General features: G+C 40.6%; 9 protein-coding genes. 4 read left to right on the forward strand and 5 right to left on the reverse strand.

Translation table 11 applies throughout. The features are described from left to right. Nucleotides 1-111: 111 nt before the first annotated feature. Complete coding sequence (clpS, locus tag ACNART_RS07240) at nucleotides 112-426, forward strand: ATP-dependent Clp protease adapter ClpS (RefSeq protein ID WP_109373506.1); 315 nt, start codon at nucleotides 112-114, stop codon at nucleotides 424-426. A gap of 30 nt (nucleotides 427-456) precedes the next feature. Next, on the forward strand, nucleotides 457-2748 hold the full coding sequence (gene clpA, locus ACNART_RS07245; protein ID WP_198629734.1) for an ATP-dependent Clp protease ATP-binding subunit ClpA: 2292 nt from the start codon (nucleotides 457-459) through the stop codon (nucleotides 2746-2748). Nucleotides 2749-2866: 118 nt separating this feature from the next. Here clpA and infA read toward each other — a convergent pair whose 3' ends face one another. The 5 genes from infA to trxB form a co-directional block, all read right to left on the reverse strand. Next, nucleotides 2867-3085: a translation initiation factor IF-1 gene (gene infA / locus ACNART_RS07250; RefSeq protein ID WP_004244560.1), complete on the reverse strand. Its 219-nt coding sequence runs from the start codon at nucleotides 3083-3085 to the stop codon at nucleotides 2867-2869. 340 nt (nucleotides 3086-3425) lie between these two features. Beyond that, nucleotides 3426-4118: a leucyl/phenylalanyl-tRNA--protein transferase gene (gene aat, locus ACNART_RS07255; RefSeq protein ID WP_198620491.1), complete on the reverse strand. Its 693-nt coding sequence runs from the start codon at nucleotides 4116-4118 to the stop codon at nucleotides 3426-3428. Nucleotide 4119: 1 nt separating this feature from the next. Next, complete coding sequence (gene cydC / locus ACNART_RS07260; RefSeq protein ID WP_368927114.1) at nucleotides 4120-5871, reverse strand: heme ABC transporter ATP-binding protein/permease CydC; 1752 nt, start codon at nucleotides 5869-5871, stop codon at nucleotides 4120-4122. Nucleotides 5872-5873: 2 nt separating this feature from the next. After that, nucleotides 5874-7643: a heme ABC transporter permease/ATP-binding protein CydD gene (gene cydD / locus ACNART_RS07265; protein WP_198626161.1), complete on the reverse strand. Its 1770-nt coding sequence runs from the start codon at nucleotides 7641-7643 to the stop codon at nucleotides 5874-5876. Between the two features lie 141 nt (nucleotides 7644-7784). Next, nucleotides 7785-8744, reverse strand: coding sequence for a thioredoxin-disulfide reductase (gene trxB / locus ACNART_RS07270; protein WP_109373510.1), 960 nt, complete (start codon nucleotides 8742-8744; stop codon nucleotides 7785-7787). A 544-nt stretch (nucleotides 8745-9288) separates the two neighbouring features. On the opposite strand from trxB, the gene lrp reads away from it, so the two are divergent. Further along, nucleotides 9289-9783, forward strand: a complete 495-nt coding sequence (lrp, locus tag ACNART_RS07275; protein WP_004244566.1) for a leucine-responsive transcriptional regulator Lrp — start codon at nucleotides 9289-9291, stop codon at nucleotides 9781-9783. A 243-nt stretch (nucleotides 9784-10026) separates the two neighbouring features. Further along, nucleotides 10027-13647, forward strand: coding sequence for a DNA translocase FtsK 4TM domain-containing protein (locus ACNART_RS07280; RefSeq protein WP_416303575.1), 3621 nt, complete (start codon nucleotides 10027-10029; stop codon nucleotides 13645-13647). The last annotated feature ends 63 nt before the right edge of the window (nucleotides 13648-13710 follow it).

Here is a 13710-nt window from a genome sequence, read left to right on the forward strand (position 1 = left end):
TGTAAAAAGAGGGAATAAAAAAGCGTTGATAGGCAGACTTTCCTGTGAGATGGTAAACTAAATGTCATAATTGAAAGTGACGTTTAACAAAACTATGAGTAATGCAAAACAATGGGTCAGTTTGATTTTTTAACAGAAACCACGTTAAGGGATGATGTTCATCAGCTAAATGAGCCACCAGCAATGTATAAGGTGATCTTGAATAATGATGATTACACCCCCATGGATTTTGTTGTAGAAGTGCTTACGATGTATTTTTTCCTTAGCGAGGAAAAAGCAACGCAAATTATGTTGGACGTTCATCATAAAGGAAAAGGAGTTTGTGGGGTTTATAGTGCGGATATTGCCGAAACAAAAGTGGCTCAAGTTAATCTGTATGCAAGAGAAAACGAATACCCACTTTTGTGCACTCTTGAACAGGCATAATCCGGTTAGTTTTTTAAGGAGGAGGTGCTTATGCTTAATCACGAATTAGAGCTGAGTCTTAATGTTGCATTCGCGAAAGCCCGTGATAACAGACACGAATTTATGACTGTAGAGCACCTGTTGTTGGCGCTATTAAGTAATAAATCGGCACGCGAAGCATTGGAAGCTTGTAAAGTCGATCTAGTAGTCTTACGCGAAGAACTTGAAGTCTTTATTCGTAAAACGACCCCAATTCTGCCTGAAAATGTGGACAGAGAAACACAGCCAACGCTGAGTTTTCAGCGTGTATTACAGCGCGCTGTTTTTCATGTTCAATCATCAGGCAAAAATGAAGTCTCTGGCGCTAATGTGCTGGTGGCTATTTTTAGTGAACAAGAGTCTCACGCAGCTTACTTATTACGTAAACACGACGTTAGTCGCCTTGATGTCGTTAACTTTATTTCTCATGGCATTTCAAAAGAAGATCAACAAAACGAAGATCTTTCTGACATGAATGATATGAACGCACAATCTCAACAAGAGATGCCTCAAGGTGACGATCATATGGATAATTTTACCACTAACCTTAATCAGTTAGCGCGCCAAGGTAAAATTGATCCCCTAATTGGGCGCCAAGCTGAATTAGAAAGAACAATCCAAGTGTTATGCCGCCGTCGCAAGAATAACCCATTATTAGTGGGCGAATCGGGTGTCGGTAAAACAGCTATCGCAGAAGGGCTTGCATGGCGTATTGAGCAAGATGATGTACCTGATGTGATGAAAGGTTACACGATTTACTCACTCGATATTGGTTCGCTATTAGCGGGAACAAAATATCGTGGCGATTTCGAAAAACGGTTTAAAGCATTACTGAAAACCCTAGAAAAAGATGAAAAAAGCATCTTATTCATTGATGAGATCCACACCATTATTGGTGCAGGAGCAGCATCGGGGGGACAAGTTGATGCGGCAAATTTAATTAAGCCTTTACTGTCAGGTGGTCGAATTCGCGTTATAGGCTCTACGACTTATCAGGAATTTAGCAATATCTTTGAAAAAGACAGAGCACTTGCGCGTCGTTTCCAAAAAATTGATGTGACTGAGCCATCTCCAGATGAGACGGTTTTGATCATTAAAGGATTGCGCCAGAAATACGAAGCGCACCATGATGTACGTTATACCAATAAAGCGATTCAGGCCGCGGTGGACTTATCGGTTAAATACATCACCGATAGACATCTACCTGATAAAGCTATTGATGTCATCGACGAAGCAGGTGCAAAAACACGTTTAGTTGCACCAAGCAAACGTAAGAAAACCATTAATGTCTCTGATATTGAGTCGGTCGTGGCTAAAATTGCACGAATTCCTGAAAAAACAGTTTCTAGCAGTGATAAATCAATGCTGAAAAATCTCGATAACCAATTAAAAATGTTGGTATTCGGTCAGGATCAAGCAATTCATGCCTTATCTGAATCGATTAAGATGAGCCGTGCAGGATTAAGCCAAGATAATAAACCCGTGGGGTCGTTCTTATTTGCTGGTCCTACGGGGGTAGGTAAAACGGAAGTCACTGTACAGTTAGCAAACGCATTAAATGTAAAACTGTTACGTTTTGATATGTCGGAATATATGGAAAGACATACGGTCAGTCGTTTAATTGGTGCTCCTCCTGGTTATGTTGGTTTTGATCAAGGTGGATTATTAACAGACGCTGTCATTAAAAACCCATATTCTGTTGTGTTACTTGATGAAATTGAGAAAGCACACCCTGATGTATTCAATATCCTGTTACAGGTAATGGATAACGGTACATTAACTGATAACAATGGACGTAAAGCAGATTTTCGTAATGTTATTTTAGTGATGACAACCAATGCGGGTGTACGTGAAACTCAACGTAAATCGATTGGGTTTACAGAGCAAGATAACAGTACTGATGCGATGGTTGAAATCAAAAAAGCCTTCTCACCAGAGTTCCGTAACCGTTTAGATAGTATTATTTGGTTTAATGCATTATCACCAGAAATTATCTCTATGGTGGTGGATAAATTTATTGTCGAACTGCAAGTGCAGTTAGATGATAAAGGGGTATCTCTAGAAGTTAGCCAAGAAGCACGTCAATGGTTATGTGATAAAGGTTATGACAGAGCGATGGGCGCAAGGCCAATGGCGCGTGTTATTCAAGAAAACTTGAAAAAACCATTAGCTAACGAGATTTTATTTGGTTCTCTTGTTAATGGTGGTTCAGTTTCTGTAACACTAGATAAGCTGGCAAGCAAATTGAATTATGAGTTTGTTAGCCAAGAAAAACTAGCCAAGAATGAAGATACCGTTATCTAAGGATAGCGGTTAATCTCAACTATAAAAGCATACACCACAGGTGAGCATCAATAAATGCCTTGCCTGTGGTGTTTTTTTCACCCGTTATATGACAATAGCGGGAGAGAACAGATTGGGATCAACGGCTACGGAAGATGATACGGCCTTTGCTCAGGTCATATGGGGTCAGCTCAACGGTAACCTTGTCGCCTGTCAGGATACGAATATAGTTTTTACGCATTTTTCCTGAGATATGAGCGGTAACGACGTGTCCGTTTTCTAATTCAACGCGGAACATCGTGTTTGGCAGAGTATCCAGTACAGTGCCTTGCATTTCAATGTTGTCTTCTTTGGCCATCTAATCCTCTAAGTTTTAATAACCATATTTTTTAAACGGCAAGATAATGCCGAAAATATTGTCCTATGTAAAGGAATGTTATTGGATAGCAATGGTGTTCACCTTGCTATTGCACTTAACATCCTTACCGCAACTTGCGTTTTACTTTGCTAAAGTAAAAGTAATAACAGAAGTCGTAATTCTTTATTTTGTGGTATTTGTAGCAATAAAATAACAGCACCCAAACCACATAATGGGTGTGTAAGATAAAATTTTTGTATAAACCTTTTTTGCATAAATAACAGAATGGCATTCTCGATTCTGTCTTAAATAAGAAGGGCTTTACAAAAACAAGCAGTGATTATAATTCCAACGATTGCTGATACCAACACTTTTTATCAATAATCACTTTTTTCCAACGAGATAACGCAACTAAATAATGTTCACGAGAGATCTCAGTGGCACCTAACGAGGCAGTATGAGAGTTTAGCACCTGACAATCAAATAGTTGACCCCCATAACGAAGAAAATGGTTATAAAAAGCAATAAAGGCACATTTAGAGGCGTTATCTCTACGGCTAAACATAGATTCGCCACAAAAAACGGCACCCATGTTTACACCATATAATCCTCCAACGAGTTCATCACCTTCCCAAACCTCAACAGAGTGAGCTTCACCTTGTTGATGAAGCCCTTCATAACCTGTTTTTATATCAGGGCCTATCCACGTACCTTCTTCACGTACAGAACAAGCCTCAATAACTGAAGCAAAGGCATGATTTAACGTGATTTTATAAGGCTGGTGCCGAATAAATTTACGTAAACTGCGCCCAATATGCAAATCACCAGCTGGTAAAACGGCCCTTGGATCAGGTGACCACCAAAGTGGTTCTTCATAAGGAAAGTACCAAGGGAAAATACCCGATTGATACGCAACACGTAATCGTGAAAGGGAGATTTCTCCCCCTATCGCTAATAAACCATTAGGCTCTTTTAAAGCTAAGTGAGGCTCTGGAAAATCTAAATCATTATCATCCAATTGAAACAACGGCATATTATGCCTCGTGCGTTGGTGTTAATAGAGCCTGTCTTTGATGAAATTTAGCATAATGTCCTTGTTGTTGTAACAATGAAGCATGAGTGCCTGTTTCAACGATTTTTCCGCCATCCATAACGCAGATTTTATCCATTTTATCTAAACCGTGAAGTCTGTGTGTGATCATTAATACAGCTTTACCTTGGCAATGCTGATGCAAGAGTACAAGGATTTGCTGTTCTGTATCGGCATCAAGGCCTTCTGTTGGCTCATCAAGCAATACAAGAGGTGCATTATGGAGTAGGGCTCTTGCAAGTCCTAAACGTCGCTGTTCGCCACCAGAGAGCTGTCTACCACCATCACCCATCCATGCATTTAAGCCTTCCTCATTTTCAAGTAGTTGCCCAAGACCAACTTGCTGAAGAACATGTTTAATCTCTTCATCTGTTGCATCTTCTTTAGCCATTGTTAAGTTTTCTCTTAATGTATGACTAAAAACATGAACACGTTGAGGAACAACTGACATCATTGAACGTAATGTCGCTTCATCATAATCAGCAATAGGCAGATTATTTAAACTGATAGTGCCGTGAGTCGGATCAAAAGCTCGATTGATCAACTGCAATAGCGTCGATTTACCACACCCTGTTTTTCCTAGTAATGCAATGTGTTGTCCAGCTTCAATCGTTAAATCAACATGATTGATCACTTGCATTGGTTGGGCTGGATAAGTAAAGCAAATATTGTGCATTGTAAGTGTGGCGCGATTATTTTTTTCTCCCCCTTTTTCAGGGAAAGTGACATCGGGTTTTTGCTCAATTAAATGAGAAATTCGTGTTGCTGATGTCATCACTTGACCTAAATGCTGGAAAGCGACAGTAACAGGCGCTAAAGATTCAAATGCTGCCAATGCACAGAACGTAAATAAGGCAATTAACGCTTCTGGCATAAAGCTATTGTCGATACCATCAGCCGCCAGCCATAAAATTAATGTTGCTGTTAGGCCTGATGCGAGGATCATCAATGATTGCGATAAACCAGTTAAATTTGCTTGTTGTGCTTGTCTATGTAGCCATTTAGCTTCAAGTTGCGCCAGATTTTGTCTAAAACGAGGTAATGCGCCAAAAACAGTTAGCTCGGCTTGTCCTTGCAACATGCTAGTTAATACTGTGCGGTATTGACCTCGTAAATCGGTGAGATCACGACCAATAGGTTTACCCGCGTAGTAGAATACGAAAGGCAAAACAATCAGCAAGGTAAGCATAATGCCACCTAGCGTATTGGCTAAACGTGCATCGATTAAACCAAGGCCAAACATAATTGTCATAATGACAACAAAAGCGGCAATGATAGGGGAAATAACGCGAATATAAAGATGATCGAGCGTTTCAACATCAGCAACTAAGCGGTTTAGTAACTCACCTTGACGAAAACGTGCAATTCCACCTGGCGAAAGAGGGAGGATCTTTTTAAAGGTGAATACACGTAGGTGCGATAATACGCGAAACGTTGCGTCATGGCTGACAAGCCTTTCAAAATAACGACCCGCAGTACGAAAAATTGCAGCACCTCGAACACCCGCTGCGGGTAGCATATAGTTAAAGCTATAAATACCCGCAAATCCCGCAAGAGATGTACCTGCTAAAAACCAGCCCGATAGTGTTAAAAGACCAATACTCGCCAGTAACGTCAGAATTGCAAGGATAATCCCCAGCAATAACATAAACCAGTGACGTCGATAGAGCGCAAGAAAAGGAAGCAATACTCTCATGATTAAAGTTCCTCTTTACGATGAGCAAGAAGGCGAGCAAAAGTGCCGTTCTGTTGGCTTAATGATGCATAAGTGCCAGTTTCAATAATCTGACCTTTTTCCATCACCCAAATTTGGTCGTAACCCAATGTTTCTTCAAGTAGATGGGTAATAAGCAAGGTTGTTTGATTTAATGAAGCGTTATTAAGCGCATGCATGACACGTTGTTCACTATGAGAATCAAGGCTTGCTGCGGGTTCATCTAATAACAAAAATTGACAAGGCGACAATAAAGCACGAGCAACAGCAATACGCTGAGCCTGACCAACAGAAAGGCGTGCAGCACTATCGCCAATAATCGTATTTAAGCCGTCAGGTAACTCATTAATAAAATCGCTGACATACGCTTTTTCAATGGCAAGATTGATTTGTTCATTGCTGGCATTAGGATTACTTAAGCGAATATTATCTAGCAAGGTTTGTTCTGGTAAATTAGGATTTTGACCAACCCAGCTTAAACATTGACGCCATGCTTCAGGTGAGAGTTGCGTCAATTCAACGCCATTAACTTTTAATGAGCCACGATAAGGTAAAAAGCCGAGTAGCGCATTTAATAGCGAGCTTTTGCCTGCACCACTTAGGCCCACAATCGCAATTCGTTGATTAGGGTTAATGGTAAAGTTTAATGGACCTGCGAGTTTAACACCTTGATGAGATAGAATTTCTAGTTCATGAGCTGTAATCTCAATACTTTCTGTTGTGTCGATGCGCTCATTACCTGTGAATTGTGGCTTTTCACCATCGGCTTCTAAAAATTCAACCAGAGATTCTGCGGCGCCAATGGCTTGTGCTTTGGCATGATAGTAAGTTCCTAAATCACGCAAAGGTTGAAAAAATTCAGGGGCTAAGATCAGCGCCAAAAAGCCTGAGAATAGTGTGACACCTAAGCCATAACTACCGAAACTAAGTTCACCTAAGTAAGAAAAACCAAAGTAAACAGCCACAACAGCGATAGAAACAGCGGTAAAGAATTCCAATACGCCTGACGAAAGAAATGCCATTCTTAGCACTTCCATTGTACGTTTGCGGAAATCTTCTGTTGCTTCGGTGATTTGTTTAACTTCTGCATTACCACGGTTAAATAACCGTAATGTATCTAGCCCTCTTAATCTATCTAGGAAGTTACCACTTAAACGACCTAATGCGAGGAAGTTTCTGCGGTTAGCATCTGCTGCACCTAATCCAACTAATGCCATAAATAGCGGGATCAGTGGGGCGGTGAAAAATAGAATCAAGGCAGCAGCCCAGTTAACAGGGAAAATGGTGATAAGGATAAGAATAGGCACAATAGTAGAAAGATACATTTGCGGAATATAACGCGCATAGTAATCTTGCATATCTTCTATTTGCTCTAGAATAATTGTTGCCCAACTCCCTGCGGGTTTGCCTTTAACCCAAACAGGACCTAGCTCTTCAAGTTTATCAAGCACAATTTTACGAATTTGTTGCCTGACTGCCATACCACATCGATAACCTACACGCTCTCTTATCGCCATCACTACAGCGCGTAAGATAAAAATACCAATAAGGGTGAGAAAGGTAGGTATATGTATATCACGACTCAGACTGTCCATGATAAATGCTTGAAGTAAAACAGCTAATAACCATGCTTGTGCAATAATTAATAAACCGCTTACAACACCTAAGATCATTGATAGCCGTAGCCATCGGCGGGCTGGAGCACTTTGCTGTTTCAGCCATCGAACCAATTCACTTTGTTTAGTTTTATCCATAAGAAAAGATTCAAATTTGCAGGTGAGATACACAGTATCAGAAAGGCCAAGGGTAAGTAGTTATACGCTTTGGCAACCAGGCTAGTATGTTACATGGTAAAAGGCGCTACTGAAATAGCGCCTTGAAAGGAAGTGATGATTTTAGTTGGATTTTAGTGCGTCTAAGTAACGTTCTGCATCTAAAGCAGCCATACAGCCTGTACCTGCGGAGGTAATTGCTTGACGATAAATGTGATCCATTACGTCACCTGCTGCAAAAACACCCTCGATAGAGGTTTGTGTTGCATTACCTTGAGTACCTGATTGTACTTTGATGTAACCATTGTCTAATTCTAATTGACCATCAAAAATAGCGGTATTAGGGCTATGTCCAATAGCAATAAAGACACCCATAACCTCTAATTCTTCGGTTTTATCGCTCTTAGTATCTTTTAAGCGAACTTTAGTTACACCCATATCATCGCCAAGAACTTCGTCTAAGGTGCGATCAGTATGCAAAATAATATTGCCACTGTTGACTTTGTCCATTAAACGGTTAATTAAGATTTTTTCAGAACGGAAAGAATCACGGCGGTGGATCAGATGAACTTCTGATGCGATATTCGCTAAATAAAGAGCTTCTTCCACAGCGGTATTTCCGCCACCGACAACAGCGACTTTCTGGTTACGATAGAAAAATCCGTCACACGTTGCACAAGCCGAAACGCCTCGGCCTTTAAAAGATTCTTCTGAAGGTAAACCGATATAACGTGCAGAAGCACCTGTTGCGATAATTAATGCATCACAAGTGTATTCTTGTTCATCACCAAATAGGCGGAATGGACGGTTTTTCAGATCGACTTTATTAATATGGTCAGAGATAATCTCTGTATTAAATTTTTCAGCGTGCTGAAACATGCGGTCCATTAATCCAGGACCTGTTAACCCTTCTGGGTCACCGGGCCAGTTTTCGACTTCTGTTGTCGTTGTCAGCTGACCGCCTTTTTCAACACCCGTAATCAGTACTGGTTCTAAGTTTGCTCTTGCAGCATAAACGGCGGCGGTATAACCCGCAGGGCCTGAACCTAAAATAATAAGTTTGCTATGTTTGATGGTGCTCATGTATACCTCATCTCTGATTAGGCGTGATGCGAATTGAGGGATTGTAGGAGAAATAAGACGTTAAAAAAAGCCAATGACGAGAAATAGACATAATATTTTAGCTATTTTAGCAATAGTTAATACTAATATAGTTTAATAATTATAGAGTTATATTGGGCTAACATCATCGAATTAACCTGAAACATTTTGCTTTACAATTGATGTTTATCTTGCGTATATAGAGAATAACATAGCGCCTTGTTCTGATTTTTACTCATTTGCTTTGACAATCCGCTGTACATTTGCGAAAACATGATTGTTAAAGATAATTATCCTCGGATGTTGTACGTATTATTTTTTAGACAGACAGGGCATAGGATAGTTACTTTGTGATATTTGCTAATGAGTATTTGGATAAAATAGAACTTTTATCTGGCATTAAAAGAAAATAGATTGGTAGTTTGCTCTGACCGTTTGATACCGAAGTTTCGACAGTGATGCTGAAGGTGTACAGGTATGGGTATAGGAAAATAAAGTAAGAGAAAAAGAGAAAGAGAGTATAGAGATGATTGATAATAAAAAACGTCCGGGTAAAGATCTTGATAGAATAGACCGGAATATTCTAAATGAGCTTCAAAAAGATGGTCGTATTTCAAACGTTGAGCTATCTAAACGTGTAGGTTTATCACCAACGCCTTGTTTAGAGCGTGTACGTCGTTTAGAACGCCAAGGATTTATTTCTGGTTATACTGCACTGTTAAACCCACATTACTTAGATGCATCATTACTAGTATTCGTGGAAATCACATTAAACCGTGGTGCACCAGATGTTTTTGAACAATTCAATATGGCTGTTCAAAAACTTGAAGAAATCCAAGAATGCCATTTAGTTTCTGGTGATTTTGACTATCTGTTGAAAACTCGTGTACCTGATATGTCCGCTTACCGTAAATTACTCGGTGAAACACTGTTACGTCTTCCAGGCGTTAATGACACACGTACATACGTGGTTATGGAAGAAGTTAAACAAAGTAACCGTCTTGTAATTAAAACTCGCTAAGCCAACTTAATAGGTTGGTGCAAAGCAGGAAAAAGTTAGGTACACTCCTGTCTATGCATACAGTTTCAACGCTGGGATATCTCAGCGTTGTTCCGTTTTAATTCACCCTAAGTTAAACCTGGAGAGCCCTCTTTGAGCCAGGAATATACAGAAGATAAAAATATTCGTTTAACAAAGATAAGCAACCGTCGCCGTATTTGGGAGGCTATTCTCATCCTCATCGGCATTGGCGCTGTCTTTTTAATGGTTTCATTACTTAGCTTTCATCCCTCTGATCCTAGCTGGTCACAAACCACTTGGAATGAGCCTATTCAAAATTTAGGCGGTAGTATTGGAGCATGGTTAGCTGATATTCTATTTTCTGCATTTGGTTTACTTGCCTATGCAATTCCTGTCGTCGTGGTTTTTGGGTGCTGGAATTCTCTACGCTACCAACAAAATCGTGAATACACTGACTTCTTTTCCCTTGCACTACGCACGATTGGTGCTTTGGCTCTGATCTTTACCTCTTGTGCATTGGCTGATCTTAATTTTGATGATATCTATAATTTCAGCTCTGGTGGTGTTATTGGAAGTTTGTTTAGCAAAGCCCTATTACCGTGGTTTAATGTTTTAGGTGCTACTCTTGCTCTGTTATCTGTTTGGGCTATTGGCTTTACACTGTTTACCGGCTGGTCTTGGTTAACAATCACAGAAAAGATTGGTGCCGTTATTTTGGGAAGTGTTGGTTTTATTACCAATAGAGGCCAAAATGAAGCTGATTACGAGGATGAAGAAGAGGAAGATGATACTCAAGACGTTGTTACAGAATTAGCTGATAATTTAAATCAAAAAGAAAATCAGCAATCTGAATTAGCAACAGAAGAGAGTGATGATATTTTATTTTCTGCGCCTTCAGCACTTGAGCTAGCTCGTCAGCAAGAGATAGACACATTACAAGTTAAAGCAGAACAAGAAGATGATTTGCCATCTTTCTCTGCAACAAATGACATAGCAGATGGACATGCGCAAACATTGACGCAAGCTGATCCTCTTGTGCCAGCAACGGTTTCACAACCAACTCATACAGAGGAAGAGCCAGAACATTACCGTTTTGATATTCCAGAAGCATTTTTGAAAAAAGAAGCTCAATCAGAAGTCAATGCGCCTTCAAGTTCAGTTTACTCAATACCAGAAAAGAATATACCTTCTGTGATGCCGTTTGATAATGAACCTATGGCACAGCCATCGTCCGTATCAACAGATAGTGTAATGCCTGCCAGAGCTGAACCTACATTCTCGTTAGCACCTGATACAGACCCTTTAACGCAAGCAGCTACAGTGGCAGCAGGTGTGGCAGCAACGAGTGCTCTTGTTAGTCATGGCTCTCAAGTTAAACAAGGATTAGGCCCTGAATTACCACGCCCAAATCCAGTGCGATTGCCAACACGCCGTGAGCTTTATGGCATTCATATACCTTCACAACGCGAAGCTGAATTGCGTCGTCGTGAGGAAGCCGTTCAATCTGAATCTGAAGATGAGTTAGCTGATATTCAAGAACAAGCGAATTTCGAACAAGAGTTGCGTCAGCAATTCCTCGAACAGCAACGCGAACGTTATGGTGAGAACGATAGTGTTGATCCTGAAGCTATTATTGGAGCCCATCAGCCAAATATTACAACACCATTACCTTCATTTGATCATCAACAAGATGATTATCGTGATGAACCAACGGTTACCGCGAATACGTTCTCTTCCACAGAAGAGAATAACAGCGATATTGATGAAGATGAGCAATATCAGCAACAATTAGCAGCACAATTTAAGCAACAATTGCAGGATCGTTATGGTGATGATGTTTCGTTAGATGATAACGAAGATGAGGTTTTACCTCAAATATCAACATCAGCACCTTCATTGCAAGCAACAACGGGTTATCAACCTCATATTCAACATTCATTCGCTTCACAATCAGCGCAACCGACTCAAACTATTGAGAAAAAAGTTGAATACCCAGCCAGCAATGCATTTCTACAAATTTCGCCTCGTGATGAAGAAGAGGAAGAATACAGCCCTAAAATTGAGTTAGAAAGAGAGCTCACAGCATTAGAGGCGTTCTCGCCAATTGATGATCTATTGGATGAAGATCCGATAGAGCCAGTGTTTACACCGATTGTTTCAGAACCTGTTACGCCACAAGCTGTACCTCAATCACGTATTGAGCCTCAGCCTAATATGGCTCAGCATTTTGCACAGCAACAGCAACAGCAACAGCAACAGCAACAGCAACAGCAACAGCAACAGCAACAGCAACAGCAACAGCAACAGCAACAGCAACAGCAAGAATCGTTAATTCACCCATTCTTGATGCGTAATGATAGACCATTGCTGAAGCCAACAACGCCAATGCCTTCTCTGGATCTACTAACAACGCCACCAGTAGAAGATGAACCTGTTGATATGTTTGAGCTTGAGCGTATTGGTAAACTTATTGAAGCTCGTCTTAATGATTACCGTGTTAAAGCCAAGGTGGTTGGCATTTCACCAGGGCCTGTTATCACTCGTTTTGAACTTGAACTTGCACCAGGTGTAAAAGCTGCGCGTATATCAAATTTATCACGCGACTTAGCTCGTTCATTGTCTGCTATTGCAGTACGTATTGTTGAAGTTATTCCGGGCAAACCTTATGTAGGGCTGGAATTACCTAACAAAAAACGTCAAACCGTCTATATGCGTGAGTTGTTAGATAGCGATGCATTTCGTGATAGCCGTTCTCCATTGACTGTTGTTTTAGGTAAAGATATCGGTGGTCAGCCAGTTGTTGCTAATCTGGCTAAAATGCCTCACTTACTTGTTGCTGGTACAACAGGTTCAGGTAAATCTGTCGGTGTGAATGCGATGATCATCAGCATTCTCTATAAAGCGAAACCAGAAGATGTTCGCTTTATTATGATTGACCCTAAAATGCTTGAGCTTTCGGTTTATGAAGGTATTCCACATCTTCTAACAGAAGTCGTTACCGATATGAAAGATGCCGCAAGTGCTCTGCGTTGGAGTGTGGCTGAAATGGAACGCCGTTATAAACTGATGTCGGCATTGGGTGTGCGTAATCTTGCAGGTTATAACGAAAGAATTAAAGAAGCAGAAGCGATGGGACGGCCAATTCCAGATCCATTCTGGAAACCAACAGACAGTATGGCAACAGAAATGCCAACGTTGGAAAAAGAGCCTTATATCGTGGTTGTTGTTGATGAATTTGCTGATTTAATGATGACAGCAGGTAAGAAAGTCGAAGAGCTGATTGCACGTTTAGCACAAAAAGCGCGTGCTGCGGGTATTCACCTTGTGCTTGCAACGCAAAGACCTTCCGTTGATATCATTACTGGGTTAATTAAAGCCAATATTCCTAGCCGCATTGCGTTTACTGTATCGAGTAAAATCGACTCTCGAACTATCTTAGACCAAGGTGGTGCAGAATCATTACTAGGTATGGGGGATATGCTTTATGCACCTAATGGTTTTGTACCTGAGCGTGTTCACGGTGCTTTTGTGAGTGATGATGAAGTTCATGCAGTCGCAACCGACTGGAAAGCACGCGGTCGTCCTCAGTATATTGAAGCTATTACTAAATGCAGTGAAGAAGGTGAAGGTAATAGTGGTGGTGGATATGACGATGGCGAAGAGCTTGATCCGTTATTTGACCAAGCTGTAGAATTTGTGGTTGAAAAACAACGTGTTTCTATTTCTGGAGTGCAACGTCAATTTAGAATTGGCTATAATCGTGCAGCAAGAATTGTGGAACAAATGGAAATGCAAGGTATTGTCAGTGCGCCAAATCACAACAATACACGTGATGTCCTTTCGCCACCACCTTCAGATATGTAATATCTTGAAAACACAGTTATCAGCTAATGAGATAGCATGATAATCTGCACAACATCATCAATA

It is taken from the genome of Proteus sp. LHD240705 (assembly GCF_047921555.1).
Lineage (GTDB): Bacteria > Pseudomonadota > Gammaproteobacteria > Enterobacterales > Enterobacteriaceae > Proteus.

Bases quoted from the DNA above. Each gene is read 5' to 3' on its own strand.
- trxB (WP_109373510.1), bottom strand. From the start codon at position 8,744: ATGAGCACCATCAAACATAGCAAACTTATTATTTTAGGTTCAGGCCCT.
- infA (WP_004244560.1), bottom strand. From the start codon at position 3,085: ATGGCCAAAGAAGACAACATTGAAATGCAAGGCACTGTACTGGATACT.
- lrp (WP_004244566.1), top strand. From the start codon at position 9,289: ATGATTGATAATAAAAAACGTCCGGGTAAAGATCTTGATAGAATAGAC.
- ACNART_RS07280 (WP_416303575.1), top strand. From the start codon at position 10,027: ATGGTTTCATTACTTAGCTTTCATCCCTCTGATCCTAGCTGGTCACAA.
- cydD (WP_198626161.1), bottom strand. From the start codon at position 7,643: ATGGATAAAACTAAACAAAGTGAATTGGTTCGATGGCTGAAACAGCAA.
- aat (WP_198620491.1), bottom strand. From the start codon at position 4,118: ATGCCGTTGTTTCAATTGGATGATAATGATTTAGATTTTCCAGAGCCT.
- clpS (WP_109373506.1), top strand. From the start codon at position 112: ATGGGTCAGTTTGATTTTTTAACAGAAACCACGTTAAGGGATGATGTT.
- cydC (WP_368927114.1), bottom strand. From the start codon at position 5,871: ATGAGAGTATTGCTTCCTTTTCTTGCGCTCTATCGACGTCACTGGTTT.
- clpA (WP_198629734.1), top strand. From the start codon at position 457: ATGCTTAATCACGAATTAGAGCTGAGTCTTAATGTTGCATTCGCGAAA.